General features: G+C 74.3%; 19 protein-coding genes. 12 read left to right on the forward strand and 7 right to left on the reverse strand.

The window, feature by feature from the left end; all coding sequences use genetic code 11:
• Nucleotides 1–105 precede the first annotated feature (105 nt).
• The 3 genes from OG553_RS00380 to OG553_RS00390 form a co-directional block, all read right to left on the reverse strand.
• Nucleotides 106–651 (reverse strand): hypothetical protein, encoded by a 546-nt coding sequence (locus OG553_RS00380; protein ID WP_405976971.1) that lies wholly within the window; start codon nucleotides 649–651, stop codon nucleotides 106–108.
• Between the two features lie 117 nt (nucleotides 652–768).
• Entirely contained in the window at nucleotides 769–5,541 is a 4,773-nt protein-coding gene (locus OG553_RS00385; RefSeq protein ID WP_405976972.1) for a hypothetical protein, read from the reverse strand.
• A 64-nt stretch (nucleotides 5,542–5,605) separates the two neighbouring features.
• The gene (locus tag OG553_RS00390; RefSeq protein WP_405976973.1) at nucleotides 5,606–7,696 is read right to left on the reverse strand and encodes an MMPL family transporter; all 2,091 of its coding nucleotides are present in this window, start codon (nucleotides 7,694–7,696) and stop codon (nucleotides 5,606–5,608) included.
• Nucleotides 7,697–7,764: 68 nt separating this feature from the next.
• Here OG553_RS00390 and OG553_RS00395 point away from each other — a divergent pair, with 68 nt between their 5' ends.
• The 5 genes from OG553_RS00395 (at nucleotide 7,765) to OG553_RS00415 (ending at nucleotide 12,725) form a co-directional block, all read left to right on the forward strand.
• Nucleotides 7,765–8,262, forward strand: coding sequence for a MarR family winged helix-turn-helix transcriptional regulator (locus OG553_RS00395; protein ID WP_405976974.1), 498 nt, complete (start codon nucleotides 7,765–7,767; stop codon nucleotides 8,260–8,262).
• 141 nt (nucleotides 8,263–8,403) lie between these two features.
• On the forward strand, nucleotides 8,404–9,657 hold the full coding sequence (locus OG553_RS00400) for an FAD-dependent oxidoreductase (RefSeq protein WP_405976975.1): 1,254 nt from the start codon (nucleotides 8,404–8,406) through the stop codon (nucleotides 9,655–9,657).
• 134 nt (nucleotides 9,658–9,791) lie between these two features.
• On the forward strand, nucleotides 9,792–11,453 hold the full coding sequence (locus OG553_RS00405) for an ABC transporter substrate-binding protein (RefSeq protein ID WP_405976976.1): 1,662 nt from the start codon (nucleotides 9,792–9,794) through the stop codon (nucleotides 11,451–11,453).
• Nucleotides 11,454–11,568: 115 nt separating this feature from the next.
• Entirely contained in the window at nucleotides 11,569–11,919 is a 351-nt protein-coding gene (locus tag OG553_RS00410; protein WP_405976977.1) for a hypothetical protein, read from the forward strand.
• Entirely contained in the window at nucleotides 11,901–12,725 is an 825-nt protein-coding gene (locus OG553_RS00415) for an alpha/beta fold hydrolase (RefSeq protein ID WP_405976978.1), read from the forward strand. Before OG553_RS00410 ends, OG553_RS00415 begins: the two co-directional genes overlap by 19 nt.
• Before the next feature lie 33 nt (nucleotides 12,726–12,758).
• Here the strand turns inward: OG553_RS00415 and OG553_RS00420 are convergent, their stop codons facing one another.
• Entirely contained in the window at nucleotides 12,759–13,343 is a 585-nt protein-coding gene (locus OG553_RS00420; RefSeq protein WP_405976979.1) for a TetR/AcrR family transcriptional regulator, read from the reverse strand.
• A 118-nt stretch (nucleotides 13,344–13,461) separates the two neighbouring features.
• Between OG553_RS00420 and OG553_RS00425 the strand changes: the two genes are divergently transcribed.
• The gene (locus tag OG553_RS00425) at nucleotides 13,462–14,388 is read left to right on the forward strand and encodes an NmrA/HSCARG family protein (protein ID WP_405976980.1); all 927 of its coding nucleotides are present in this window, start codon (nucleotides 13,462–13,464) and stop codon (nucleotides 14,386–14,388) included.
• An 86-nt stretch (nucleotides 14,389–14,474) separates the two neighbouring features.
• Here the strand turns inward: OG553_RS00425 and OG553_RS00430 are convergent, their stop codons facing one another.
• Nucleotides 14,475–16,892, reverse strand: coding sequence for a hypothetical protein (locus OG553_RS00430; RefSeq protein WP_405976981.1), 2,418 nt, complete (start codon nucleotides 16,890–16,892; stop codon nucleotides 14,475–14,477).
• Nucleotides 16,893–17,248: 356 nt separating this feature from the next.
• Nucleotides 17,249–17,548, reverse strand: coding sequence for a hypothetical protein (locus OG553_RS00435; RefSeq protein WP_405976982.1), 300 nt, complete (start codon nucleotides 17,546–17,548; stop codon nucleotides 17,249–17,251).
• A gap of 186 nt (nucleotides 17,549–17,734) precedes the next feature.
• Here OG553_RS00435 and OG553_RS00440 point away from each other — a divergent pair, with 186 nt between their 5' ends.
• The 4 genes from OG553_RS00440 to OG553_RS00455 all read left to right on the forward strand — a co-directional run bounded on the left by OG553_RS00440 (nucleotide 17,735) and on the right by OG553_RS00455 (nucleotide 23,100).
• Complete coding sequence (locus tag OG553_RS00440; RefSeq protein ID WP_405976983.1) at nucleotides 17,735–19,993, forward strand: MMPL family transporter; 2,259 nt, start codon at nucleotides 17,735–17,737, stop codon at nucleotides 19,991–19,993.
• A gap of 32 nt (nucleotides 19,994–20,025) precedes the next feature.
• Nucleotides 20,026–21,162 (forward strand): sensor histidine kinase, encoded by a 1,137-nt coding sequence (locus OG553_RS00445; protein WP_405976984.1) that lies wholly within the window; start codon nucleotides 20,026–20,028, stop codon nucleotides 21,160–21,162.
• Nucleotide 21,163: 1 nt separating this feature from the next.
• On the forward strand, nucleotides 21,164–21,862 hold the full coding sequence (locus OG553_RS00450) for a response regulator (RefSeq protein WP_405976985.1): 699 nt from the start codon (nucleotides 21,164–21,166) through the stop codon (nucleotides 21,860–21,862).
• Between the two features lie 137 nt (nucleotides 21,863–21,999).
• Nucleotides 22,000–23,100 (forward strand): serine hydrolase domain-containing protein, encoded by a 1,101-nt coding sequence (locus OG553_RS00455; RefSeq protein ID WP_405976986.1) that lies wholly within the window; start codon nucleotides 22,000–22,002, stop codon nucleotides 23,098–23,100.
• Between the two features lie 55 nt (nucleotides 23,101–23,155).
• On the opposite strand, the gene OG553_RS00460 is transcribed toward OG553_RS00455, so the two are convergent.
• Complete coding sequence (locus OG553_RS00460) at nucleotides 23,156–24,730, reverse strand: N,N-dimethylformamidase beta subunit family domain-containing protein (RefSeq protein ID WP_405976987.1); 1,575 nt, start codon at nucleotides 24,728–24,730, stop codon at nucleotides 23,156–23,158.
• A gap of 239 nt (nucleotides 24,731–24,969) precedes the next feature.
• Between OG553_RS00460 and OG553_RS00465 the strand changes: the two genes are divergently transcribed.
• Entirely contained in the window at nucleotides 24,970–25,245 is a 276-nt protein-coding gene (locus tag OG553_RS00465; protein WP_405976988.1) for an isoamylase early set domain-containing protein, read from the forward strand.
• Nucleotides 25,246–25,384: 139 nt separating this feature from the next.
• Nucleotides 25,385–25,687, forward strand: coding sequence for a hypothetical protein (locus OG553_RS00470; RefSeq protein WP_405976989.1), 303 nt, complete (start codon nucleotides 25,385–25,387; stop codon nucleotides 25,685–25,687).
• Nucleotides 25,688–25,772 lie beyond the last annotated feature (85 nt).

Below are 25,772 nucleotides of genomic sequence, written 5' to 3' on the forward strand. Positions count from 1 at the left end.
CATGCGAAGGCTACGTCCGCCCGGCATCGGAATGATCTTGTGCGGAAGGACGAGATCACTCGGATGCGCCCGGCCGAACCGCCATGCGCGGGCACGGTCACAGCACTAGGAGGTCCTGCTCCCGTCCGCGCACACGACCGTCAGGGCGTCCAGGCGCACGGCCCGCGGGGTTCCGTTCGCGCCGAGGACGGCCTCGACGAAGTTCTTGTTGTCGCCTTCCCCCGTCCAGTCGACCTGGACGAGCCGGTAGTCGCCCGCGGTGAGCCAGGGAGCGGTGCTGATGAGCTTCTTGCCCTGAGGGGTCCAGACCCTGAGTTCGAACTGGAGGTCCTGGTCGGGCCTTACGTAGACGCGGGCCGTGCAGTAGCGGTAGGCCCCCTCGAACGAGGCCCAGGTGCCTTCGCGGGCCCATCCCCGGGTGGCGGAGAGCCGGCCGTTGCCCTGGCCGGTCAGGGCGGTACCGGTGCCGATCTCGAAGCCCGCCCGGCCGTCGCCGCCGGCGAGGCGGTCCCATTTGCCGATGTCGGATTCCTCGAAGCCGTTGTAGAGGCCCCGTGTGCCGGCGTGTGCCGGCGCCGCCGCCATCAGGACCGTCAGGGGCAGGAGGGTGAGGGCGGCACACCTGGCCCCGATCCGCGCGCGCTTGCTCATGGCTTTCACTCCGTCGTCGTACGGATGGGCGCGTCCACCAGGCTCGCACCGCCGGTCCGGGCGCTCCCAGGCGAGAACCCGCCGAAATCGGCACTGTCCTGTGCCTGCGGTCGGACGTCAGCCCTGCGGGTCACCGTCCTGCGGGTCACCGTCCTCGGGGTGCAGGCGCTCCCATGCCGCGGCGAACATCTCGTGCAGCGGAGCGGTCGGCAGTACGCGCCCGAACGGCGAGCGGATGCTGTTGCCCCACAGCGGGCGCACCTCGTGCGAGGCCAGCTTCGCCGTTTCCAGCGGCAGGTGCGGAGCCTTGAGCTCCGTCCACTCCCCGGGCAGGAACAGGGTCCGGCCGGCCCGTGCCCGCTTGGCCTCCACGACGGCGCCCGTGCCGAGGAGCTCCGCCCGGACCTCGGCGTGCCGTTTGGTGGTCCAGCCGTTCCAGCGGCGTACGTTCCGGTCGGTGGGCGCCGCCAGCGTCGCCAGCTGGAGGTACAGCGCGGCCGCGTCGGCGCCCGCTCCCAGCCGCCGCGCGGTCCGGGCCACCAGCTCGGGGCAGGACCGCCGCGGGTCGGCTTCGTACGCCCCGGCCGGCACCGCCCCGGAGCCCGCCCTGCGCATCATGCGCTCCAGGCCGCCGCCGGCCAGCAGCGGTGCCGCCCGGTCCAGTTCCTCGGTCAGGTCGGTGAGCTCCCGCACCCGCTCCCACACCTCGGGATCGGCGACGGCCGCCGGCCGCAGGAAGGAGGCGCCTCCGGGCGCGCACACCACCAGCGGCCCCGAGTCGAACGCGGTCACCGGGACGGGCCCCTCCTCCTTGCGGGCGTCCATGGCGACCGGCAGCCGTCCGGGCCCGAACCGCTCCTCGATGTCCGCCGAGGTCTGCTTGACGCGTCCGCCGCCCAGCGGCAGCAGGAGCTCCGGGCGGTCCAGCTCCGCCCGCAGCCGCTCGTACAGGGCCGTCGCCCCGGCCACCGCCGGATCGCCCGCGGGCCGGTCCGTCCACGCCCACACCAGCGCGCTCGCGATCTCCCCGAGGTCGAGGCCCACCGGGGTGCGGTACGGCAGTTCCGGCCCGGCCGGGCGTACCGGCCGGACTTCCACCCCGATGCCGTACGGGGTCGCCGCCAGCTCCCAGCCGGCCGCCTCCACGGTGGAGTCCGCGGCCGCCCCGTATCCGCCGGCGAGCCGCCGCGCCCACACCTCGGGCAGCCCGAGCGCGTCTTCCAGGGCGTCCGCCGCCTCGTCGTGGACGGCGGGCAGCGCGCCCAGCAGGTCCCGCCACACCGCGGCCATCCGCTCCACCGCCGCCAGGACCCCGCCGGGCCGCCACAGCTCGGCCGGGTCGTCCGGCAGGGCCGCCGCCAGGACGGCCCGGCGGCCCGCGCCGCCGAGCCGGGCGCGCAGTCCCTCGTAGGCCTCCGCGGTCAGCGGCGTCGCCTTGTACGGGGCCTTGCGCACCAGGGAGCGCTGCTCCTCGCGGTCGGACCGGCCGACGAGACCGGCGACCACGAGCCGGGCCACCGCCCGCCGCACGCCGGTCAGTTCGGCGAACCGGGCGGCCGCCGACTCCGGCACCGGGAGCGGGCCGTGCTCCTCGACCGCGGCGATCAGGGACCGCAGCCGGGCCGCGTCGTCCCGTTCCACCCGGACCCGCCGGGCCTGCGGAACTGCCGCCGGGACCGGGTCGTGCGTCCCGTCCCCGGCGGCGGCCGCCACGAACCAGCACTCCGAGCCCCCGGGCCGCACCGCGGCGGACACCACCGCGGTGCCGCCCGCACGCAGCCCGTCCAGGACTTCGGCGGCCGCCCGGCCGGCCCACCACCGGCTGCCCTCCCGGGCGAGCGGCTGGTCGGCCCAGGTGTCCAGCAGGGCGATCAGCGCGGCCCGTTCCCCGTCCGGGGTCGGGGCCACGGCCGCCCGCCAGGCCGCCGCGTCGATCGTGCCCAGCAGCTGCGACCAGTCCTGCGGCGGCGCCGGCGGAGACAGCCGCCGCACCTCCTCCACGACGGTCCCCGCCAGGCAGGCGCCGTCGGCGGCCAGTGCGCTCAGCGTCGCGGGCAGAGCGGTGTCCGCGGTGCGCTGCCAGGCGTCCTGCCGCCCGTAGGACACCAGCCCGCACAGCGCGGGCATCAGCTCGCCGTCCGGCACGGACCGGCCCGGCAGGACCGGCGGCGCCTGCGCGAGCAGGGTCACCCGGCGGTGCAGGGCGAGCCGGCGCTCCTCCACCCGCAGGGCCCGGGCGGCGACCGCCGCCACGGCCCCGGCCAGCACCGGGTCGGTGACGGCCGGCAACTCCCGGGCCACGGCGGCCCGCAGCGCCTCCGCTCCGGTGCCGGCGGCCGCCAGCAGTGCCTCCGCCGTCTGACGGCCCACGGACCGCAGCGCCCGGGAACCGGCCGCGTCCCGGGTCCGCAGCAGGTACCAGAAGGCGGGCGGCAGTGCCGTGCCGCCCGAGGCGGTGGCCTTGCGGACCGGCTTCACCCGCGGGTGCCGGGGGGAGGCGTGCCCGTCCAGCTCCCACAGCAGGCTCCCGTCCGCCGCGTACGCGCGTACGCCCGTCCGGGTCTCCGCCTCGGCGAGCACCACGTCCTGCGCCGCTCCCTCCGGCGGTGCCCACAGGCCCCACGGCTCCTGCCCCGCCCGGTCGATGTCGAACAGGGCCTTGCGGCCGTCGACGCTCTCCACGAGGTAGTGGTCGGGTGCGTTGCCGCGGTGCCGGGTGCGGAAGAGGATCCGGGTGCCGACCAGACCGTCCCGGCTGCCCAGGGGGGATCCGGTGAGGCCGTCGGGCAGCGGCGCCAGTTGCAGGGCCTCCCCGGCGACGCTCATCCCGGTCTCGGACGGCTCGGCGGCGGGGTCGGCGCCGGCCGGGCGGCCCGGGAAGTCCGGCAGGTCCAGCGGGCCCTGCGGCTCGCCGGTGGCCGGGTCCACCACCTCCCACTTCCGGTCGTTGTAGACGCCGTTGACCCAGATCCGGGCCCCGTCGCCGAGCTGGAGCTCGTCGCCGTCGATGCCCTCGTGGCCGCCGGGGCGCAGGGCCCGCTGCCCGCTGTGGCGCCCTCGCCCGTCGGCGGTCTCGAACTGGAAGCCGTACGCCCCGTCCAGGCTGCCGCCGAACGGCACCAGTCCTCTCGACTGCTCCGGCTCGAACGGCGCGTCGGGCCGGTCGGCCCACACGGCGGTGTCGCAGCAGTACGGCCTCGGTTCGAGGGTCCAGCTGACCAGGAAGGAACCGCCGACGTAGTGGACCGCGAACATGGTCGCGCCGTCGGGCACCGTGAAGCGGCAGGAGCCGCGCACCCCGTCCGGGGCGACGGCCACGGCCCGGTCCCGTCCGAAGACCGTCAGGACCGGCCAGGTGGAGGTGACCCCCTCGACACCCGGCAGGGGTCCTGCGGTTTCCTCGGGGTCCGCGGCCGACGCGAAACCGTCGTACACCGACTCCAGCTCGGGCCAGGCCAGTTCCTCGGGCAGGCCGGCGGCCAGCGAACGCCGCAGCGCGCCGGCCGCGCCCGTTGCGGCCAGGGCCTCGGCGATGCCGCCGAGCGCCGTCACCGTGGGCCGGTCCAGCAGGGTCTCCAGCTCGGCGAGGGACTCCTCGGCCCCGGCCATGCCCCCGCCGCCGACGGTGTCGACCAGCTTGCCCACGCGGGCCGCGACCTCCTGGGCGATGCCCTCGTTGCCCGGCAGCAGGGTGATGGCCGTCCCGGCCCGGCGGACGCGCGCCATCGGCCAGTTCGGCCGCAGGTGCTCGTGCACGGTGCCCTCCAGCCTGGGGCCGAAGTCCGGGTGCGCGGCGAGGGCGGCCAGGTCGCGCCGGGAGCGCTCGCCCCAGAACCGCATCCGCGTCTCAGGGCCGGGGTCGACGACGGTCACGCCCGCCGCCAGCAGGGCGTCCAGCACGTCCGCGTCGAAGCCCTGGTGGTGGTGGCGGGTGGTGTGCGCCGTCACCGGGCTGCCCTCCGCCCGCAGCCTCGGCCCCAGTACGCCGACCAGGTCGAGGAATTCGGCGGGCAGCGGCTGCCGTGTGACGCCGCCACCGCCGGCCCGGGTGTACTGGTACATGTGCACGAAGTGCCCCGCCCAGCGGTGCAGTCCGCCGTCCGGAACGATCCGCCCGTCGGCCAGCGCCGCGACCGCGCCGCAGCCGTTCAGCAGCCGCAGCCACGGCCCGCCGTCGGTCGCCCCGTCCGGGAACACCTCGACCAGTCCGGCGGACACCGCGTCCGTCGGCGGATGGGCCGTCAGGACCGCGCACGCGGCGTCCAGCAGGGCGTCCGGTACGGACTTCTTGCGGGTGACCGACAGGATCGCGCCGGTCATCCGCGCGACCTCCTCGTCCCCGTGCCCGGCGGCCTTGGCGGAGGCCCGGACCCGTCGCACCAGGTCCGCGGGCAGGTCGGCCCGCGAGCCGGCCCACGCCGTCAGGAACTTCTCCAGCTCCGTGTGCGCGTCGGCGGGGTCCAGCGTCGCGGTGAGGAACCGCTGGTGGGCGCCGAACTCCTTGGCCGGCATGGCCCCGCCCGCCGCGAACAGCAGTGCGTTCGCCCGGCGGTAGCCGGGATCCACCGGCAGCCCGTGCTCCGTCTCGGCCGCGCGCGCCGCGGCGTAGGCCCGCCCGCCCGGGCGGCTCCCGTGCCCGATCAGCCGGTGGCCCACCGTGTCCCAGAACCACGGCAGGTGCGCCGGGGGCAGCTGCCGCGCCCGGTACGCCATCGTGTCCACAAAGCCGCCGGGCTTGCCGTAGGACCGGCCGAGCTCGGCGCTCATGAACTCGACCAGGTCGCGCGCGGCGTGGGCCGCGCCCGGATCGTGGGCGGCGGCCCAGTCGGCGTAGGTGGCCGAGGTGTGCGTACCGGCGGAGGGGAGCAGGGATTCCAGGGAAACGATCACGCCTGGATCGTCGCACGGCCCCCTGACAGGCCCACCGGCCGCCTGGTGGCCCTGTGCTCCGGCGTCAGCGGGGCCCCGGCCGGTGTCCGAGGGAGCTGGGCCACCAGCTGCGGGGGCCGATGTCGATCACCAGCGCGGGCACCAGCAGCGACCTGACGACGAGGGTGTCGAGGAGGACGCCGAAGGCGACGATGAAGGCGATCTGCACCAGGAAGGCGAGCGGGATGACCATGAGGGCGGCGAACGTGGCCGCGAGGACGACGCCGGCCGAGGTGATCACCCCGCCGGTGGTGGTCAGGCCGCGCAGGACTCCCCGGCGCACTCCATGGGTGAGCGTCTCCTCCCGGACCCGGGACATCAGGAAGATGTTGTAGTCGACGCCGAGGGCGACGAGGAACACGAACCCGTACAGGGGGACGGACGCGTCGGTTCCGCTGAACCCGAACAGGTGCCGGAAGACGAGTGCGCAGACTCCGAGGGTGGCGAGGAAGTTCAGGGCGACGGTGGCCACCAGGAGCACCGGGACGAGCAGGGAGCGCAGGAGCAGGACGAGGACGAGCCAGATGACGGCCAGGACGACGGGGACGATGACGGTGCGGTCGCGGGCCGCGGTCCGTTCGGTGTCGTACTGCTGGGCCGTGTAGCCGCCGACGATCGCGTCGGCGCCGGCCACGGCGTGCACCCGGGTCCGCAGCTCGCGTACCGCGGACTTGGCCGCGTCGCTGTCGGGCGCGGCCTTCAGGGTGGCGTCGATGCGGACCCGGCCCTCCACGACGAGGGGCTCGCCGCCGCCGGGGCGCCCCGGGGCGGTCACCGGCTGGGTCGATGCGACGCCCGGAGTCCGCTGGGCGGCGGCCCGGACCGCGGGTGCGGCGGCGGCGTTCGCGATGATCACGGCGGGCTGGCCGGAGCCGCCGGGGAAGTGGCGGCCGAGGGTCTGCTGGGCGGCCACGGAGGGAGCGTCCTTGACGAAGATCTCGTCCAGCGGGACTCCCTTGGAGGAGAGCATCGGGGAGAACGCGGCGAGGGCCAGCATCAGCAGGGCCGTCGAGATCCAGACGCGGCGCGGGCCGCGGTCGACGGCGCTCGCGATGCGGCGCCAGACGCGGTGCCCGTCGGCGGTGGCGTCGGCCGGTCCGGGGGTGGCGGGCCAGTAGGCGGCGCGGCCCAGCAGGACGAGTACGGCGGGCAGGAAGGTCAGCGCGGCGAGGACGGCGCAGACGATGCCGATGGCGCCGACCGGCCCGAGCGCCCTGTTGTTGGTCAGGTCACTGGCCAGGAGGGCGAGCAGCCCGAGGGCTACGGTCGCGGCGCTGGCGGTGATCGCACCGGCGGAGCGGCGTACGGCGGCCGCCGCCGCGGCCATCCGGTCGTCGCGGGCGGCGAGTTCCTCCCGGAACCGGGCGGCGAGGAGCAGTGCGTAGTCGGTGGCGGCGCCGATGACCAGGATGGAGAGGATGCCCTGGACCTGGCCGTCGACGCGCACGATGTCGCGGGCGGCCAGGGCGTAGACGACCGCGCAGGCCAGACCGAGGGCGAACACCGCACTGATGATGATCATCACTGGCAGGAGCAGGCTGCGGTAGACGAGCAGCAGGATGATCAGCACGGCTCCCAGGGCGACGCCGAGCAGCAGCCCGTCGATCCCTCCGAAGGCGTCCGCGAGGTCGGCCCGCGTGGCGGCCGGCCCGGCGATCTCCACGGTGAGTCCCGCCGCCGTCCGGGCCGCCGCGCGCAGCTCGTCCAGGACGGCCGGCAGCTCGTCGCCGAGGTCGGGCGCGAGGAGGACGACGGCCTGCAGCGCCCGGCCGTCCGCGGAGCGCAGTACGGGCGAGGCCGGGCCGGTGATGCCGGGCTGCCCGGCCAGGCCCGCGACGGCCGTCGCGGCCGCGTGCTGCTGCGCCTCGTCGGTCCGACCGCCTCCGGGGGCCTTCCAGATGAGGACGGCGGGGATCGACTCGGACTTCTCGAAGGCCTTGCGGGCCTCGATCACGCGGGTGGACTCGGCGCTCCGCGGGAGGAACGCCGCCTGGTCGTTGGTGGCCACCTCGCCCAGCTTTCCGGCGTACGGGCCCAGCGTCCCGCCGATGCCGAGCCAGACGACGAGCAGGACCACGGGCACCAGCCAGCGGGCCCAGGGCGGGGTGCGTGTCATGCGGCCCTCCGATTCCGATTACTCAATGATGAAGTATCTCAATTGTCGAGAGATCTTATGCTGGGGAGATGCCCAGTGCCGACACCCCTCCCCCCGTACTTCCGTGCGACGACCCGATCGGGTTGCAGTCCTTCGCGGTCCTGCTGAGGAGGATGAACGCGGAGTTCAACCGGATCGCCCAGGAGTTCGCCCACTCCCAGGGTCTGCACCCCACTGACGTGCAGGCGCTGATCGCGGTCCTGGACGCCGATCACGACGAGGACGGCGGGGGCCCCATGACGCCCGGACGGCTCGGCTCCCGGATGAACCTGACCTCCGGCGCGGTCACGGCGTGCCTGGACCGGCTGGAGAAGGCGGGCCACGTCCGCCGGGTCAGGGCCGCCGACGACCGGCGCGTGGTCCACGTCCACTACGCCCAGGCCGGCCGCGAGGCCGCCCGCGAGTACTTCCGCCCCCTGGCCGGGTCCACCGATGCGACGCGGCAGCTCTTCAGCGCCGAAGAACTGCACACCGTGGTGCGCTTCCTGAGCGAGATGAACCGCCGGCTCGTCGAGGTACGCCGCTGACCCCTCCGCCGAGGTGCCGGTGCGCCGGGCCGGCCTCGGACGCGGCGCGTCCAGCCCCGCGGCACAGGTGCCCGTGCGTAGCCTGGCAGGAGCCGCAGCAGTCGCAGCGGCCCTCGTCGGGCCGGGAATGTGAGGGCGTTCATGGCCGGAACGCGGGACCACGGGCACGACGTGGCGGTCGTCGGCGCCGGAGCCGCCGGCCTGGCGTGCGCATCCGACCTCGTCGGAGCCGGCCTGACGGTGTGCCTGGTGGAGGCGGAGGAGACCGTGGGCGGCCGCGTCCGCACCGACCGCGTCGCGGGCTTCACCGCCGACCGGGGCTTCCAGGTGTTCAACACCGCCTACCCCCAGGTGCGGCGCCGCCTCCAACTGCCCGCCCTGTTCCTGCGGCCGTTCACTCCGGGTGTGCTGGTCCACACCGACGGCGGCAGGCTCCGCCTCGCCGATCCGACACGGCGCCCGCGCGACGGCATGGCCCTGCTCACGGGTGGTCGCGTCAGACCGCGCGATCTGCTGGCCTTCGGTGTCCTGTCGGCACGCGCCGCGCTCGAACCCGCCTCCCGCGTCCGGGGCCGGCCTGACGTCACCACCCGCACCGCGCTGGCCGACGCCGGGTTCTCAGAGGAGTTCGTGGAGACGTTCTTCCGGCCCTTCCTGGCCGGGGTCTTCCTGGAGGACTCCCTGGAAACCTCGGCCCGCTTCTTCCATCTGGTCTGGCGCAGCATGCTGCGCGGCACCCTCTGCCTGCCGCGCGACGGCATCGGTGCCGTACCGGCGCAGCTCGCCGCCGGACTGCCCCACGGGGTGCTGCGCACCTCGTCGCCCGTCGCACGGCTGACACCGCGGGGAGCGGCCCTCGCCGAGGGGGAGCTGCGTGCGCGGGCCGTCGTCGTCGCCACCGGGGCCGGGGCCGCGGCGCGCCTGCTGCCCGGGCTCGCCCCGTCCGCCGGCCGGACCGTCACGACGCTCTACCACGCCGTCGACCGCTCACCGCTGCGCGAGCCCACCCTGCTGGTCGACGCCCGCCGCAGGTTCCTGAACACCTGTGTCCTCACCGAGGTCCAGCCCGGATACTCCGGTGACGGCAGGGCCCTGGTGTCGACCTCCGTGCTCGGCGTGCCCGGGCCGGTGGAGGAGGCCGCCGTGCTGAGCGCCCTCGCAGAGGTCTACGGCGCGGACACCGGCACCTGGGAGCCGGTGCACCGCGTGACGGTCCGCGGCGCCCTGCCCGCAATGCCCCCGCCCTTGCGCTTGAGCCGGACCACCCGCTTCGCCCCGGGCCGCTACGTCTGCGGAGACCACCGGGCGACGGGGTCGCTGCAGGGAGCCCTCGCCTCGGGCGCGCGGGCGGCCCGCGAGGTGATCGCCGACCTCAGGGCCACCGGTGTGGCCTGAGTACGAGGAAGACGTGGGCTCCTGCGGGTGAAAGCGCGGGAGCCCGGCCGCGAACGGCCGTACTCGAGATGCGGCGGACCCCTCGGGGGGTGAAGTTGGGCCCGGGTGGGTCGTGGGAGCCCGGGAGGTGCTCGATGCGTGGAGCCGGCCAGGTCAGGTGGGCCGCGGGCGTGATGGCCGTCGCGCTCGCGGCGGCGGCGTGTGGTGGTGGGACGGGTGGTGGCGGAGGTGGTGACGGAGGTGGTGACGGAGGTGGTGACGGAGGTGCCGCCGACATCGTCAGCTCCTCCTGGGGTGATGCGCAGAACCCCCTGGAGCCGGGAAACACCAACGAATCGCAGGGCGGCAAGGTCCTGGACATGGTCTTCCGGGGCCTCAGGCGGTACGACCCGAAGACCGGCGAGGCCAGGAACCTGCTGGCCGAGAGGATCGAGACGGCTGACAGGCAGCACTTCACCGTCACCGTCAAGGACGGCTGGAAGTTCAGCAACGGTGAACCCGTGACGTCACGGTCGTTCGTCGACGCCTGGAACTACGCGGCCGACGTACGCAACAAGCAGAAGAACGGGTACCACTTCTCGAACATCGTCGGCTACGACGATGTTCACCCGGCCACCGGCGATCCCAGGGCCACGGGCATGTCCGGCCTCGTCGTCAAGGACGACAGGACCTTCACGGTCGCCCTCAAGAAGAAGTACGCCACCTGGCCGCAGACCCTCGGCCACCACACCTTCTACCCGCTGCCCAGGACCTTCTTCACGGATCACGCCGGCTGGCTGGCCAAGCCCGTCGGCAACGGCCCGTACACGGTGGACTCGTACGCCAAGGGCACCGCGCTGAAGCTGCGCAGGTGGAGCGGATACCCCGGCGAGGACAAGGCTCTGAACGGCGGCGTGGACCTGAGGGTCTACAACGACGCCAACACCGCGTACACGGACCTGCTCGCGGGGAACCTCGACCTCGTCGACGACATTCCCACGCAGCAGCTGAAGCAGGTGCACAAGGACCTGGGCGACCGGTACATCACCCGGCCGGCCCTCGTCATCGCGACCCTCGTCTTCCCGATGTACGACCCCCAGTGGAACAAGGAAGGCATGGAGAAGGTCCGCAAGGGCATCGCCATGGCCATCGATCGCGACGAGATCACCCGGCAGATCTTCCACGGCACCCGCACCCCGGCCACGGACTGGACCTCCCCGGCCCTGGGCACCAAGGGCGGGTTCTCCAAGGACGCGTGCGGCAAGGCCTGTACGTACGACCCCGCCGAGGCCAAACGCCTCGTTCAAGAGGGCGGCGGGCTGCCCGGCGGCAGGATGACGCTGACCTCGAACGTGGACGCCGGCTCCCACCGGGAATGGATGGACGCCGTCTGCAACGGCATCAACAACGTGCTCGGCGAGGGCCCGGTCTGCACCGTCAACCCGATCGGCACCTTCGTGGAGTTCCGCAACCAGGTCACCGAGCACAGGGTCCCCGGCCCCTTCCGGTCGAGCTGGCAGGGCGACTACCCGTACATCCAGGAGTTCCTCCAGCCCCTCTACTACACAGGAGCCACCGACAACGACGGCATGTTCAGCGACACGCGCTTCGACGGTCTCGTCGACGCGGCCCAGGAAGCGGCAGACGTCGAAGAGGCGACCCGCCTCTTCCTGGACGCCGAGAAGATCCTCGCCGAGCAGGTGCCGGTGGTCCCGCTCTGGTACCAGGACGGAACCGCGGGCTTCTCGAAGCGCCTCTCGAACGTGACGCTCAACCAGTACGGCACCCCGGTCTACGACCGGATCGAGATCGGCTGACGACGCGGCGGAGGCCGGCCCTCGCCCCCTGGCCGGGAAGGGCGGGCACCGGGCGTACGGGTTGCCGCCCGCGCGGACCGGGCGCACGGTGGAGCTTGGGGGCGATCGTCGGGAGATGGTCATGCGATACGGCGAACGCACGGTCGGCTGGTGCGCGGCCCTCTCCGCGCCGGCCGCGCTGACCGGTGTCACACCCGGCGCTGCGGCACCGGCACCGGTGCCGCAGCCCACGCCCACCGGTCGGCCGGAGGCCGCCCAGGACATCCCCGCCGGCACCCCCGCGGGGCTCTCCGAATACCTGAGCTTCTCCTACGGGAACATCGCGGACTACTGGGCGGCGCACTTCCGGGAACTCGGCCTGTCCCCGCCGTCCGCCTTCTACGCGATCCCCATGGCGGGCGAGATGAGCTCCGGCACGGGCATCGCCGGCCGGTACGGAGGAGGAGCATGTCCCAGGTCGAGGTGAACGGCGTCGAGCTGTTCTACGAGGTGGGCGGGGACGGTGATCCGCTGGTCCTGGTGCACGGTTCCTGGGGCGACCACGACAACTGGGCTCCCGTCCTGCACGCCCTCGCGCTGCGGCACCGGGTCCTCGTCTACGACCGGCGGGGGCACAGTCGGAGCGGGCGGCCGCCGGGGCCGGGATCCCGGTTCGAGGACGAGGAGGACCTCGCGGCGCTGATGGAAACCCTGGGGTTCGCGCCGGCGTACGTCGCGGGGAACTCCTTCGGCGCCTCGACGGCACTCGGCCTGGCCGCCCGGCGTCCCGGGCTCTTCCGTGCCCTGATCGCCCACGAGCCTCCGCTCATGGGCATCGTGGCCGACGACGCCGAGCAGCGGCCGCTGCTCGCGGCTGCCGCGGAGGGGATCGAATCCGTCCTGGGCCGTCTGCGGGCGGGCGAGACCGTCGCGGGGGCGCGGCAGTTCGTGGACGAGGTCGCCCTCGGGCCCGGGTCCTGGGAGCAGTTGCCGGACCGGGTCCGCGAGACGTTCGTGGCCAACGCCCCCACCTTCGCGGACGAGCAGGCCGACCCCGGCTGGGCCGACCTCGACCTCGACCGGCTCTCCGGCTACACCGGGCCGGCGCTGCTGACCGGGGGGAGCGACAGCCCGCCCTGGTTCGCGGCCATCACCGCCCGGCTGGCCCGCGCGCTGCCCCGGGCGCAGACGCACACGTACGCCGGGGCCGGGCACATCCCGCACGTCACGCACCCGGACGCGTACGCGAACCTGCTCACGGCCTTCACCGATTCCCTCCGGCGCCCTTCCTGACCGGCGGCACCCCGGGCCCGTTCGCGGCCGGGGTCAGCGCGTGCGTACGCCGTCGATGGCGATCGACAGCAGGCGGTCCGCCTCGGCCGGGCCGTCGGTCTCCCGTTCGGTGGCCAGCGCGATGGCGCCGACGAGCTTCAGCAGCTGGGTGATGGTGATTCCGTCGCGCACGGCGTCTGCCGCCCGGGCCCGTGCCAGGAGGGCGTCACCGGCGGTGGTGACCAGGTCGTGGCAGGTTTCGCCCAGCGCCGGGTCTCCGTCTCCGTCCCGCATCAGGGAAGCCCCCAGGCCCCGGCTGGCCACGGCGTGCGCGCCGACGGCGTGGAGCCAGATGAAGAGCGCCCGGCCCGGGTCGGGTTCGGCGAGGAGGTCGTCCGCCTTCGCGCAGAGGGCCTTCACCCGGTCCTTGAAGACCGCCTCCAGGAGCGCCTGCCGGGAGGGGAAGTGGCGGTGCAGGGTGGCCGAGCCGACTCCGGCACGGCGGGCGACCTCTTCCAGAGAGGCATCGGCGCCGTGCTCGGCGATCAGGGCCCCGGCGGCGGCCACGATCTTCTCGGCGTTGCGGCGGGCGTCGGCCCGCATCGGCCGACCGGGCGGGGCTGCGGCGTCCTTGGGCACGGGCACTCCTGACGGCTTGATAAACGGGGTGGCACTCCATATCGTAGCGAACAAGAAACGGAGGGCCACCCCACTTAGGGGGCGGCTCCGCCTCCGCATGGACGTGATGGAGATGACCGTGAAGCTGACACCGAAGACCGTCGTGGTGGCGGGCGCGACCGGCCAGCAGGGCAGGGCCGTGACACGTCACCTGCTCCGCGACGGCTGGCGGGTGCGCGCACTGACGCGCGACCCGGACGGACCGCGGGCCACGGCGCTGGCGCGGGCCGGCGCACAGGTGGTCCGGGCGCGGATGGAGGACGTCGGCTCCCTGACCGCCGCGGCCGAGGGCGCCTGGGGCATGTTCAGCGTTCAGCCCACCGTCGGCTCACCCGGCACCGCGCCCGACTTCACCGCCGACGACGAGGTGCGCTGGGGGATGAACGTCGCCGAGGCCGCGCACGCCGCGGGCATCGGGCACTTCGTCTTCACCTCGGTCGCCGAATCGGACCGGCACCCCGAGGAGAAGCTGCCGGTGAACCTGGTCAGCAAGTGGCGGATCGAGCAGCACGTCGCCGCGCTCGGCCTGCCCGCGACGATCCTGCGGCCGGTGTCCTTCATGGAGAACTTCACGGGCGGATACGCGCTGCGGAACGGGACCCTGTCCACCGGGCTCGCGCCGGAGGTCCCCCAGCAGATCATGGCCGTCGACGACGTCGGCGCCGTCGCCGCGCTCGCGTTCGCCCAGCCCGCGGAGTGGATCGGCCGGGCGGTCTCCCTGGCCGGGGACGAACTCACGCCGGCCCGGATCGCCGAGGCCATCGGGCGGGCGCTCGGCATACCGCTGCCCTACGTCCAGATCCCGATCGACACGATCCGGGCCCTGAGCGAGGACTTCGCCTACGCCAACGAGTGGCTCAACGAGCACGGCTACCGTGCCGACCTCCACGCCACCCGGGAGATCCACCCCGTCGCGATGGACTTCGGCACGTGGCTGGAGCGCACCGGCGCGTCCCGGATCGCCGCCTTCCTGGACTCCGCGAGCACCGCCGCGCAGGAGGCGTGAGTTCCCCGCGGCGTTGCGCGCCCCGTCCCGTCCCCTCACGGAAGCGTCCGGAGGGGGCGGGGCGGCTGTACCGGGTGCGGGCGCCGCTACTGGCAGCCGTCGGCGAGCTGCTGTTCCAGCTTGCGGACCCGCTTCACCACGGCCGGCTTGACCCGGCGGTTCTCCAGGGTCCGGGCAAGTCCGCTCATCAGCCGCGTGGCCGGCTCGCCCTCGCCCTGCCGGTCGAGCGAGCGGGCGAGGTGTGCGACGTTGCGGGTCAGGCGGATGTGGCCGAAGGTCTCGGCCGCGGCGTCCAGGTCTCCGTACGCCTGCTCGGCACGCTGCCGCCCCGACTCCGTGTCGGGCACCGTGAGTTCCAGGCGCGGACCCGCCCCGTCGGCACCACCGCCGCGCATGATCTTGCCCGGGACGGTCTCCGCCAGCGCCAGGCACGCCGCGGCGTGCTTGGCGACGGCCGCGTCCGGGATCCGGTCCGCGACCTCGCGCAGCACGTCGTTGGCTCCGTGCAGCACCCGGCTTCCGCCCAGCGCGAGGACGCGTCCCACCGAGTCCGTGAAGACGTCGTCCGCCAGCCGCTCCTGCTCACGGTCGGCCGGGCGTTCCACCCGGAGCATGAGCGGTTCGGCCATGACCTGCCCGGCCGGGGCACCGCCGGCGGCCGTGCGCAGAGCGGCGTACACGCGGTAGGCGCCGGGTTCGGAGATCTGCCAGCCGCCGATTCCGGAGCTGAGCGCGATCTGCCCGTACAGTGCCTCGCCGGGCTGGAGCACCACGGGTTCGGGGCGCGTGCAGTACTTCACGTAGGGGCGGTGCACGCGGGCCTCGGTCTCCCCCTCGCGCTGGATGACGATGCCGAGGTCGTCGCCCGTCAACTTGTTGCGGTCGACCATCACCGGGTCGGAGGAGGTGTTGGCGAGCTTCAGCTCCCCGATCACCGGTTCGAGCATGCCGTACCGGTACATGCCCTGGTGGTCGGGGTCGCGGCTGACGCGGAGCGAGAGCGTCAGCGCGCCGGGGGCGGAGTAGTGGCGCGCCTGCTCGAAGGCGTGGTGGTCGAACCAGGGGATGTTGCCCATCTCCACGAACCGCTCGGGTGCGTGCCGCAGGAAGCGCAGCTCGTTCTCCGAGAAGAAGTACGGGAAGTCGGCGAAGAAGGCCTGGGGCCCGCCGGGCACCCGGAACGGGTAGTTCATGAAGCTCCGGGCGCCGGGCTCGTTGACGAGCGGCAGCCACGGGACCCCGAGCGACTTCTGCCAGGAGTGCGCGAGGTTGAAGCAGTGTCCGATCTCGTGCACGGCCGTCCAGAAGCGCATCCGGCGGACGAACGCGTCGGGGGCGGGGTCGTTCGGCGGCAGCTCGGAGATGAACGAGTCGGAGAAGATCGCGCAGCCCTGCCGCTGGGCGGTGCCGATGCTGTCGAACATGATGCCGCCGAGGCTGCGTCCCTCGTCGTGAACGCCCGCGAACAGGGTCCACACCTGCCACTGGGCGATGCCCTGTCCGCCGGGTCCGGGCTTCCACTCGGACCAGTGCTGCTGCATCGCGTCGTGCATCTCGATGTCGGACCACTTGTCGTTGACGGAGGCCGACCGCGGGATCACGTTGCTGCCGCGGGTGCGGCTGACCTTGATTCCCTGCCGGGTGAAGGCGTCCTCCACGGTGAGGGTGATGTCGGGGAGGCCGGGGGGCCGCACCGGGTGGTCGTGCAGGGCGTACGCGTCCGTCTGCTCGGCGCCCTCGACGCGGTCGAACTCGATCCCGACCTCGCGGAACGCGGACCGGGCGAAGGCGTAGCCGAGGACCAGGTCGGCCGCGCCCGGCCGGCTGAAGGTCACCCGGGCCGCGAGCGGCTGAAGCGGCGGGTTGCCGGTGAGCCGTACGCGGATCGAGGTGGCGGGGCGCAGGGATTCGTTGCCGTCGTGGTAGCCGATCGGGCCGGCGTACGAGCCGTCCGGCTGTTTGGTCACCTTGGCGATCCAGGTGAGACCGCCGGTGAGGAGCCGCCAGATGCGGCCCGAGACGGTCATCGTGGGGGCCGGCCCGTCCACGTCGACGCGGAGTTCCTCGAACAGGTCGAGGGCGGCGCCGGGCGCGAACGTCTCGGCCGCGGGCTGCCCCGTCTGAGGATGCCGGTACGCGGTGGCCGTCTCGTCGGGAAGGGCGCCCGCGGGCATGGCCGTACCGGTCGGCCCCGCGTCGGGCATGAGCGTCGCCGGCGTCGTCTGCGCATTGTGCACGCCCTGCGTGCCGTCCGGGTCCGGGGTGGGGACGGGGAGGTCGGTGCGGACGTACACGCCGCTGCGCTGGACCAGGAGGGCCGCGGCCGCCGCCTCCTGCCGGGCGCCGGACGCCACCTCCCAGCTGCCCCGGGCGGGCTCGGCGTACGGGCCCGAGCGTTGCCCGGCGCCGGCCCGGCCGTCATGGGTGAGGCGGGAGATCTCCTCGACGACGGCTCGGACGAGCTCGTCGAGCCCGCTCTGCGGGTGGTGCTTCTGCGTGGTCATGCCGGCCTCTCCTCAGCCGGGGCTCCGTCGCCCGGGCGTGGTGGTGCAGCGGAAGGGGTGGGTGTCCGGCCGCTTCGGGGCCGCGTGGCGCGCGGTCTGCGGACGTACGGCCTGTGCCGTCGTCAGGTCCTGGCCACATCAGCGCGGGGCGCTGCGACGGGCGGGATGCCTGGTTGAGACGGGGTCGGCCGGCGGACCGGCGGCGGAGGGGTGCTCCGTCCGGGTCGTGCCGCCGGGCTCACACCCCTGCCACGGGAAGGCCTGACCCTTCAAGTGGAAGTGTCACCACCTCGGGGCGCAATCCGGCCGCGTCCGATCGGGCCCGTTCGCGGAGCGCCCGGCCGGGGACCCGCAGGTCACATGAACCGGGGGAGGTCCGCGCTCGCGCGGACGGTGAGGCGGCCGTCGGCGTCGAGGTCCACCAGGACCGCCTTGGTGACGGTGGTGTCGATCTCCAGGCTCTCCCGCGGCCCTCCCTGGACCGAGACCTCGACCGTGACGGCGCCGTCGCGTACCGGGACCTCGATGGAGCGGGCCAGGCCGACCTGCGTTCTGGTGTGCACCGAGGGTTCGTCGAGGACGACGGTCGCGTCGACGGCGACGACGACGTGTTCGCCCCCGAAGCCCTCCTGCAGTGCGATCTGGAGCACGCCCATGGCATCCGCCTCACTTCGTCGGCCTCGTGCACTCCTCTGACGCCCCGACGATACGGCGGCCGGGCCGTCCCGGCCTTCCGGCGCGGGGCCGCGCCCGGCCCGCCGCGTTGTCCACCGGTCGGTGGACAACGGGTCCAACCGGCCGGTCCTGTCGGCGCGGCGCCCCCGACGGCGAGGCTGAGCGGCATGAAGAACCTCACCGTACGCATGGCCGGGTACAGCGCCCGGCACCCCTGGCGGGCCATCACCGGATGGCTCCTCTTCGTCGTCCTCTGCCTGGGTGCCGGCGTCGCCCTCGGCTCCCGCCCCGCCACCTCGGAGGACTTCCGGATCGGCGAGGCCGGCCGGGCCGAGGCCCTCGCAGCCGACGGCGGGCTCCAGCAGAAGCCCCTCGAGCGCGTGCTCATCCAGGCCGCGCCCGGCCTCGGCCGGCTCGACCGGGCCGATGCCGAGGCCGCCGCACGGGACGTGGGCGTGCGGATGCGCCGGCTGCCGGAGGTCCTGTCGGTCGCCGATCCGGTCGCCGCCGCGGACGGCACCGCCCTGCGCGTCGACGTCACCATGAGGGGCGCCGAGTTCGACGGCAAGAAGCACGTCGACGCCCTGCTCGCGCAGACCGCCGAGGTCCGGGCCGCCCACCCGCGGCTGACCGTCGAGCAGGTCGGCAGCCCGTCCATCGGCAAGGGTGTCGACGAGCTCCGCGGGGACGACCTCTCCCGCACCGAGGTCATCGCCCTGCCCGTCACCCTCGTCACCCTGCTGCTGGTGTTCGGCTCCCTGGTGATGGCCGTGGTACCGCTGCTGCTGGCGATCTCCTCGATCGTCGCCGCGATCGGCCTGTCGACGCTCGCCTCGCACGTCTTCCCCGACGCCGGGGTGGGCACCAACGTCATCCTGCTGATCGGACTGGCCGTCGGCGTCGACTACACCCTCTTCTACCTCAAGCGGGAACGCGAGGAACGGGCCCGGGCCGGCGGGCGCCTGACCACCGGCGCGGTCGTGGAGATCGCGGCGGCCACCTCGGGCCGGGCCGTGGTCGTCTCCGGACTCGCGGTGGCCGTGTCCAGCGCCACCCTCTACCTCGCGGACGACGTCATCTTCTCCTCCATCGCCACCGGCGCCGTCGTCGTCACCCTCGTCGCCGTCCTCAGCTCGCTGACCGTCCTGCCCGCCGTCCTCGCCAAGCTCGGCGACCGCGCCGAACGCCGCAGGGCGCGCGCGGAACGGCCCGCCACGGCCCGCGCGGCCGCCGGCCTGCCCGTACGCCGTTCCCCGTCCGCCGCGCGGACCCGGCGCGGCCCGCGGACGGGCAGGCACACCGGTGGCGGGCGCATCACCGCCGCCGTCCTCCGCACGGTCGCCAGGCACCCCGCCGCCACCCTCGCCGTCTCCGGCCTCGCCCTCCTCGCCCTCGCCCTGCCCGTCCTGAACATCAACATCACGGAGATGAGCCGTGAGACGCACTCCCGCGCCATCCCCGCCATGAAGACCTACGACCGGCTCATGGCGGCCTACCCCGACCTGAAGGCCATGCACCAGGTCGTCGTACGCGCCGACGCCGGCCGCGCCGACGCCGTCGCCGCGGCACTGCGCGAACTCGGCGACCGGGCCGCCGCGCAGGACCCGGCGATCGGCGGCCGCCCCGTCCTGCGCGTCTCCGACGACCGGCGCGTCGCCCTGCTGGAGATGGCCGTGCCGCACTCCGTCAGCAGCCCCGAGGCCGGGGCCTCCCTGGAGCTCCTGCGCACCGAGCTGGTGCCCGCCACCGTCGGGGCCCTCGCGGGGACGGAGGTCGCCGTCACCGGTGAGGTCGCCCGGTACGCCGACTACCCCGCCCACCAGAAGCGGAAGCTTCCGCTGATCGTCGGGGCGCTGCTGCTGGTCACCTTCGCCATGACCGTGCGGGCCTTCCGGTCCGTGGTCCTCGGCCTGATCGGCGTACTGCTCAACCTGCTCTCGGCCTTCGCCTCGCTGGGCCTGCTCGTCCTGGTCTTCCAGAACGAATGGGCCGAGGGGATCCTCGACTTCACCTCCACCGGCTCCATCGGCGCCCGCGTGCCGCTGTTCCTCTTCGTCATCCTCTTCGGGCTGTCGATGGACTACCAGGTGTTCGTGATCAGCCGGATCCGGGAGGCCCGGCTGAACGGCACGCCCACCCGGCAGGCGGTCCTCGACGGGCTCTCGTCCTCGGCCGGCGTGGTCACCAGCGCGGCCGTGGTCATGGTGACGGTCTTCGCCAGCTTCGCCGCCCTGCACCTGATCGAGATGAAGCAGATCGGCTTCAGCCTCGCCGCCGCGGTGCTGCTGGACGCCTTCGTCATCCGCGTCCTGGTCCTGCCCTCCCTGATGCTGCTGCTCGGGGAGGCCAACTGGTGGCCGGCCCGAGGAGCGCTCCCCGCCGTCCACCCCGGGCGGACGGACCGTCAGCCGGCCTCCGTACGCTGATCACATGAGGACGACCACATGAGGCTGACCACGTGAGCGACCGACGGGCCCTGAGGGACGTCCACCGCTGGTACACGGCCGCCTGGCTGCTCCTGGGCCTGATCCCCCCGGTCATCGCCACGGGGAACGACTCGGGGCCTGCGAAGACGGCCTCCCTGGCCCTGGTGGGAGCGGCCCTCGCCTACACCGCCGTCCACCGGGCCCGGGCCCACACCCTGCTCTACCTCGGGGTGCTGGCCCTCGGCCTCGGGGCGATGGCGGCCCTGCCGGGGGGCGGCGGGGCCCTCTTCGTCGTGGCCCTCCCGCAGTTCTGGTTCCAGTCCCGCGGGCCCCGGGCGGCCGTGCTGCTCAGCGGCGGCGCCCTGGTGGCCACCGCGGGCGTCAGCCTCTGGGCCGGATCGCCGGGGGACGCCGCCGCGGCCCTCATCGGCTACCTCGTGTCCGTCGTGGCCGGCCTGCTGCTGCACCGCGTACTCGTGGACGCCGCGGCACGCGCCGAGGCGCTGGCCCGGGAACTGTCCCTCACCCAGCGGGAACTGGCAGAGGCGCACCGCCGCGAGGGCGCCGCCGACGAAAGGGAGCGGATGGCACGCGAGATCCACGACACCCTCGCCCAGGGCTTCGCCTCGATCATCGTCCTGGCGGAAGCGGCCCGGGCCGGCCTCGGCGGCGATCCCGAGGGCACCGAGCGCCGGCTCCGCTCCATCGAGCGGACCGCCCGCGAGAACTTCTCCGAGGCCCGGGTCCTCGTCGGCTCCGCCCCGCACGGCGGCCTGACCCCGGGCTCCGTGATCCCCACCCTGCGCCGCACCCTGGAACGCTTCACCCAGGACACCGGGATCGCGGTGGACGCGGACCTCCCCGAGGAGGTCGACTGCGACCAGCAGACCCGGATCGCGCTGCTCCGCTGCACCCAGGAGTCCCTGGCCAACGTACGCAAACACGCTGACGCGAGCACCGTCCTCGTGGTCCTCGCCCGGCAGCCGGACTCCATCGAGCTCGAAATCACCGACGACGGACGGGGCTTCGTGGTCGCCGAAGCCCGCGGGTTCGGCCTGGACGGCATGCGCAAACGCCTCACCGAACTCGGCGGCGAGCTGACGGTGACCGGCTCGGTCGGCGACGGCACCCGGATCCTGGCCGGCCTCCCCACGAACGGACGGTGCTGACGTGCCCGAGCAGCGAACCGGTCGAGCGCGCCCCGTCCGGGTCGTGGTCGTCGACGACCACACGGTCATGCGCGCCGGGGTGATCGCCCTCCTGGCCCCCGTCACGGACATCGAGGTCGTGGGCGAGGCGGGCGACGGCCGCGAGGCGGTCGGACTCGTGGCCCGGCTGGCCCCGGACGTCGCCCTGGTCGATCTGCGCATGCCGGTCATGGACGGCGTCGCGGCCACCGCGGCGATCGCCGCCGGCCCGGCCCCCACCCGGGTGCTGATCCTCACCACCTACGACACCGACGTGGAGATCGAGCGGGCGGTCGAGGCGGGCGCGATCGGCTATCTGCTCAAGGACACGACCGCCGACCAGCTCGCCGAGGCGGTCCGCTCGGCGGCCCGCGGCGAAACCGTCCTGGCGCCGCGCGTCGCCGAACGCCTGGTCGCCCGTATGCGCCGCCCCGCCCCGGTCGTCCTGACGGCTCGCGAGCAGGAGGTCCTCGCAGCCGTGGCCGACGGCCTCTCGAACGCCGAGATCGGCAGGCGCCTGGTCATCGCCGAAGCCACGGTCAAGACCCACCTCCTGCGCGTCTTCGCCAAACTCGACGTCAGCGACCGCACCCACGCCGTGGTCGTGGCCCTCGACCAGGGCCTCCTCCCCCGCCGCGGCCCCCGGACCCCCGGGCACCGGCCTCCGGGGGCCTCACCCTGATGAGCCGCGATGTGTCAAGGGGGCTGACTGCCCTGCCGTTCGGGGGCCAGGTGCAATGATCTTGTGGCGGTTCCCTGGAAGAGTCGTCGTCAAGCGAACGGCCGGCCCGGACGGGCCGACGACCAGGGGGAATGCTCATGTACCGCACGTCGATCGCCACCACCGCTCTGCTCGCCACGGCGGTCATCGGGATGTCCGTCCCCGAGGCCGCGGCCCGGCCCGCCGACCCGGTGCAGCAGCAGCTGGACCTGCTCGTCAACAGCGACGGGGTTCCGGGCGCGCTGGCGTACGACGGCAGGACGACGCGGACGGCCGGGGTCGCGGACCGGGAGACGGGCCGGCCCATGCCCGATGAGCGGGGGCGGGTCCGGCTGGCCAGCGACACCAAGGCGTTCACCGCGACGGCCGTGATGCGGCTGGTGGCGGACGGGCGGATCCGGCTCGACGACCGGGCCGGCCGCTACGTGCCGCAGCTCGCCGAACGCCCCATCACCGTACGTCAGTTGCTCAAGCAGACCAGCGGGCTGCCGGAGTACACCGCGCTGGTCGACTGGACCCGGGCCGGCACGCCCGAGGACTACCTGGCCCTCGCCCTCAAGGAGAAGCCGGTCTTCGAGCCCGGCGCCGACTGGGGCTACTCCAACACCAACTACCTGGCACTGGGGATGGTGATCGACAAGGCGTCGGGGGTCGGCTTCCGGACGTACGTCGAACGCACGATCCTGCGCCCGCTGCACCTGGACGACACCTACTGGCCCGCACCCGGCGAACTGTCCCTGCGCGGACCGCACGCCCGCAACTACGGCGTCCACCCGGCCGCCCCGGAGGCCGGCCGCGTGGACGTGACCGAGCTCCCCGGCTACGAGTTCGGCGCGTCCGGCGGCCTCGTGTCCACGCCCAAGGACCTCAACGCCTTCTGGGACGGCCTGTTCGGCGGCCGCCTCCTGCCCGGCTGGGCGCTGCGGCAGATGACCCAGGACACCACCGACATCGGCGGGCGCGACGTCTACCCGGCGGGCAGCCGTTACGGCTACGGCGTCGCCTCGATCCCGCTCAGCTGCGGCGGCGTCTACTGGGGCCACGGCGGCGACCTGCCCGGCAACTCGGTGGGCGGGGGCCGGGCCACGGCCGGCCGCGGGACCGTGACCGTGTACACCACGACCTGGGCGGCCGAGGGCGACAGCCTGCGCCACCTCCAGGGGGCGGTGGACGCGGCCCTGTGCGCCAAGCGGCGGTGAGCGGCGGCGGCCACCGCCACGCGGCGCGTCCGCGGCCCGCGGGTGGGTGAGGGCTTCAGAGCGGCCGGTGCGTGAGACCCGCCGGGCCATGGCTGAAGGCGCGCAGCAGGTTCTCGGTGACCGTTCTGGCGAACGCTCCCGTCCGCCCGTCCATGCCGTGGTTGGTCCTGTGCTCCCCGCCGGTCGCGTCCAGGGCTTCCACCCACCTCATGGTCCCGGTCGCGAAGACCCCCGCGCCCGACGGCAGGGTCAGGTAGACGGACTCCGCCTGTGTGCGCCGTCCCTTGCAGATCACGGGCGAGCGCGCGATGACGTCGATCGGACCGGGTGCCGGAAAGTCGGGGTGCACCCGGTCGTACTCGACGCCGACCAGGTGCGCGAACGCGTCCCCGTACCGTGCTCCGGTCCCCGCCAGCAGCCAGTGCGAGGGCTCCGCCACCACGTACGGGGCGTCCACCGGGTAGCCGTCGTACATCATTCCGTGCAGCTCGCTCTCCGGCTGCGGCAGCGGGGCCCGGCGGAAGTCGTTGGTGGGCGGCAGGCCGGCGCGGTAGCCGGGGTCGTCCCCGTAGTCCTCCTTGAAGCAGACGACCGTCCGGTCCGGGCCCACGGCCGAGGGCTCGAAACGGACGCGCCGGTAGCAGCAGTTCGCGCCCAGGACCGCCAGGTTCGAGCCCCGGTCGCGGGCCCGGATCACGTGCAGGCGCTGCGGCGGGCTCCAGTACTCGTCGTGCCCCGGCGAGACGATGCCCGCCGCCCCGATCAGCAGGCCGGGCTCGCGGGCCACGTCCACACCGGTCGCGTAGGCCAGCGGCAGCCCCATGCGTTCGGCGAGGGCGATGAGCGGGGCCTCGAAGAACAGGAACTGACCGGCGCCGTTGCGTGCCGCGTAGGGGCGGTCGAAGGAGACGGCCAGGGAACGCGAGTCCTTCTTCCCGGTCCCGCCCCGGTAGAGGTCGGCGCCACCCCACCGGTTGTACGCCTGCCAGGTGGCGACCGAGTTCACCACGACCAGGCGCCCCGCCGTCCCGCTGGAGCGGACGGTGACCGGAACGAACCTCTGGGCCCTCCCGTCGGCGGTGTCCAGCCGCAGCAGGTAGCAGCCTTCCGGCCAGCCCGTCGTGTCCACGCGCATCGACGGCCGCCAGTCGGCGCGCACCGTGCGGGTGTGGCCCTCGACGACTGGGGCCGTCTGACGGGTGCCGGGCGCGGGGGCCGAACGCCACACCAGCCGGGCCCGTGCGCCCGCGTACCAGCCCATCCGGTAGGCGGAGACGGTGTAGGAAGCGGCCTGTGTCGACACGTACAGGTCGAACGGCTCCCCCGGCGGCACGCTGGTCCGGCTCGCGAACCCCTCCACGGCGTGCGGGGCGCCGGGCCGCACGATCCGCCAACCGGGGTCGCCGGGAAGGGTGTTCTCCGCCCACACGTCAAGCCCGCCTCCGGCCGTCGCGGGCCGCCCGCCACGCGCAGCCGCCACGGCGTGCCCGGGCCCGGCCGGCCAGACGCCGGCCAGACCCGCGGCCACCGCCAGCACGCGTCGGCGGTCCGGCCGCCGCGACCACGGTCCCGGACCGCCCGGCACCCGCTCGTCCCCGACACCCACCACGCCTCCCGTCCCGCCGTCCATCCCCCCTTGTAGCGCACCGCGCACCTCGGCGGACACCGCCGAAGCGGTGCTCGCGCACCTTCTCGGCGGGCATCCGCCGCCCGGGAGCCGGGGCCGTCCCGCGCGGCCGTCCGCCGCCACCTGGCCGCCGGATCCGTCCACGGGCGGGTGACCGCCGCAGGCGCCCAAGGCGCCTGCGGCCCAGGAGACGGCCTCGGGACGAGGATGCGGCGTTCCCGTCTTCTCCCGCGGAGGTCGCGTTGCTCGAACGCAAGCAGCTCAAGGGCCGCACCAAGGTCACTTTCATCCTGCCCGACGACGTCCCGGACGGGCCGGTCAGCGTGGTCGGCGACTTCAACCACTGGAACCCCTCCGCCCACCCCCTCACCCCGCGCGGGGACGGCACCCGCACCGCCACCGTCGCCCTCCCCGCCCACGGCGCCCACTCCTTCCGCTACCTCGCCGCCGGCGACCACTGGTTCGACGACGAACACGCCGACGGCCACGACGGCACCAACGGCCGCCTCCACACCTGACCGGCACGGCGGAAGGGGCGGCCGGCTGCCCGGCCGCCTCCGGTGCCCGCCCGGACGCGGCCGGCCGGACCGGCGGGGCGGGGCGATTGCCGGCCCGTCCGGGGGGTAGGGGCGTCCACGGGCAACGGAAAGAGGTGCCATGTCCGAAGAAACCGAGGCCGTCGTCGAAGCGGCCCTCCAGCCCCACGAGCCGTCGCCCGGCGAGGCCGAGGCCCGCGACCGCGTACGGGCGCAAGCCGAGGGCATGACCCACCACCAGGCGGCTTCCGAGCTCGCCCGTGCCCTGGAAGCCGTCGGCAGCGCGGCCGACGCCGACGCGCCCACTCGGGCGGCGCTGGCGGAATGGCATCGGATCACCGAGCTCCTCGCCGGCCACGGCGGCCCGTACACCACCGGGGCCGACCCCTACGCGCAGGGCCAGTCGACGGCCCGCCGCCTCTGATCCTGCCACCCGCGGCCCCTGCTCCCCCGGGGCGGTGAACCCCGCCGGCTCCTCCTGGCCCGGCTCCGTGGCCCCCCGCCTCGTT

This window comes from Streptomyces sp. NBC_00158, from assembly GCF_045160885.1.
Taxonomy (GTDB): Bacteria; Actinomycetota; Actinomycetes; order Streptomycetales; family Streptomycetaceae; genus Streptomyces.

Coding starts and splice junctions, on each gene's coding strand:
- OG553_RS00460 (WP_405976987.1), bottom strand. CDS start 24,730: ATGGACGGCGGGACGGGAGGCGTGGTGGGTGTCGGGGACGAGCGGGTG.
- OG553_RS00410 (WP_405976977.1), top strand. CDS start 11,569: ATGGTCATGCGATACGGCGAACGCACGGTCGGCTGGTGCGCGGCCCTC.
- OG553_RS00405 (WP_405976976.1), top strand. CDS start 9,792: ATGCGTGGAGCCGGCCAGGTCAGGTGGGCCGCGGGCGTGATGGCCGTC.
- OG553_RS00470 (WP_405976989.1), top strand. CDS start 25,385: ATGTCCGAAGAAACCGAGGCCGTCGTCGAAGCGGCCCTCCAGCCCCAC.
- OG553_RS00455 (WP_405976986.1), top strand. CDS start 22,000: ATGTACCGCACGTCGATCGCCACCACCGCTCTGCTCGCCACGGCGGTC.
- OG553_RS00435 (WP_405976982.1), bottom strand. CDS start 17,548: ATGGGCGTGCTCCAGATCGCACTGCAGGAGGGCTTCGGGGGCGAACAC.
- OG553_RS00395 (WP_405976974.1), top strand. CDS start 7,765: ATGCCCAGTGCCGACACCCCTCCCCCCGTACTTCCGTGCGACGACCCG.
- OG553_RS00415 (WP_405976978.1), top strand. CDS start 11,901: ATGTCCCAGGTCGAGGTGAACGGCGTCGAGCTGTTCTACGAGGTGGGC.
- OG553_RS00380 (WP_405976971.1), bottom strand. CDS start 651: ATGAGCAAGCGCGCGCGGATCGGGGCCAGGTGTGCCGCCCTCACCCTC.
- OG553_RS00430 (WP_405976981.1), bottom strand. CDS start 16,892: ATGACCACGCAGAAGCACCACCCGCAGAGCGGGCTCGACGAGCTCGTC.
- OG553_RS00390 (WP_405976973.1), bottom strand. CDS start 7,696: ATGACACGCACCCCGCCCTGGGCCCGCTGGCTGGTGCCCGTGGTCCTG.
- OG553_RS00400 (WP_405976975.1), top strand. CDS start 8,404: ATGGCCGGAACGCGGGACCACGGGCACGACGTGGCGGTCGTCGGCGCC.
- OG553_RS00440 (WP_405976983.1), top strand. CDS start 17,735: ATGAAGAACCTCACCGTACGCATGGCCGGGTACAGCGCCCGGCACCCC.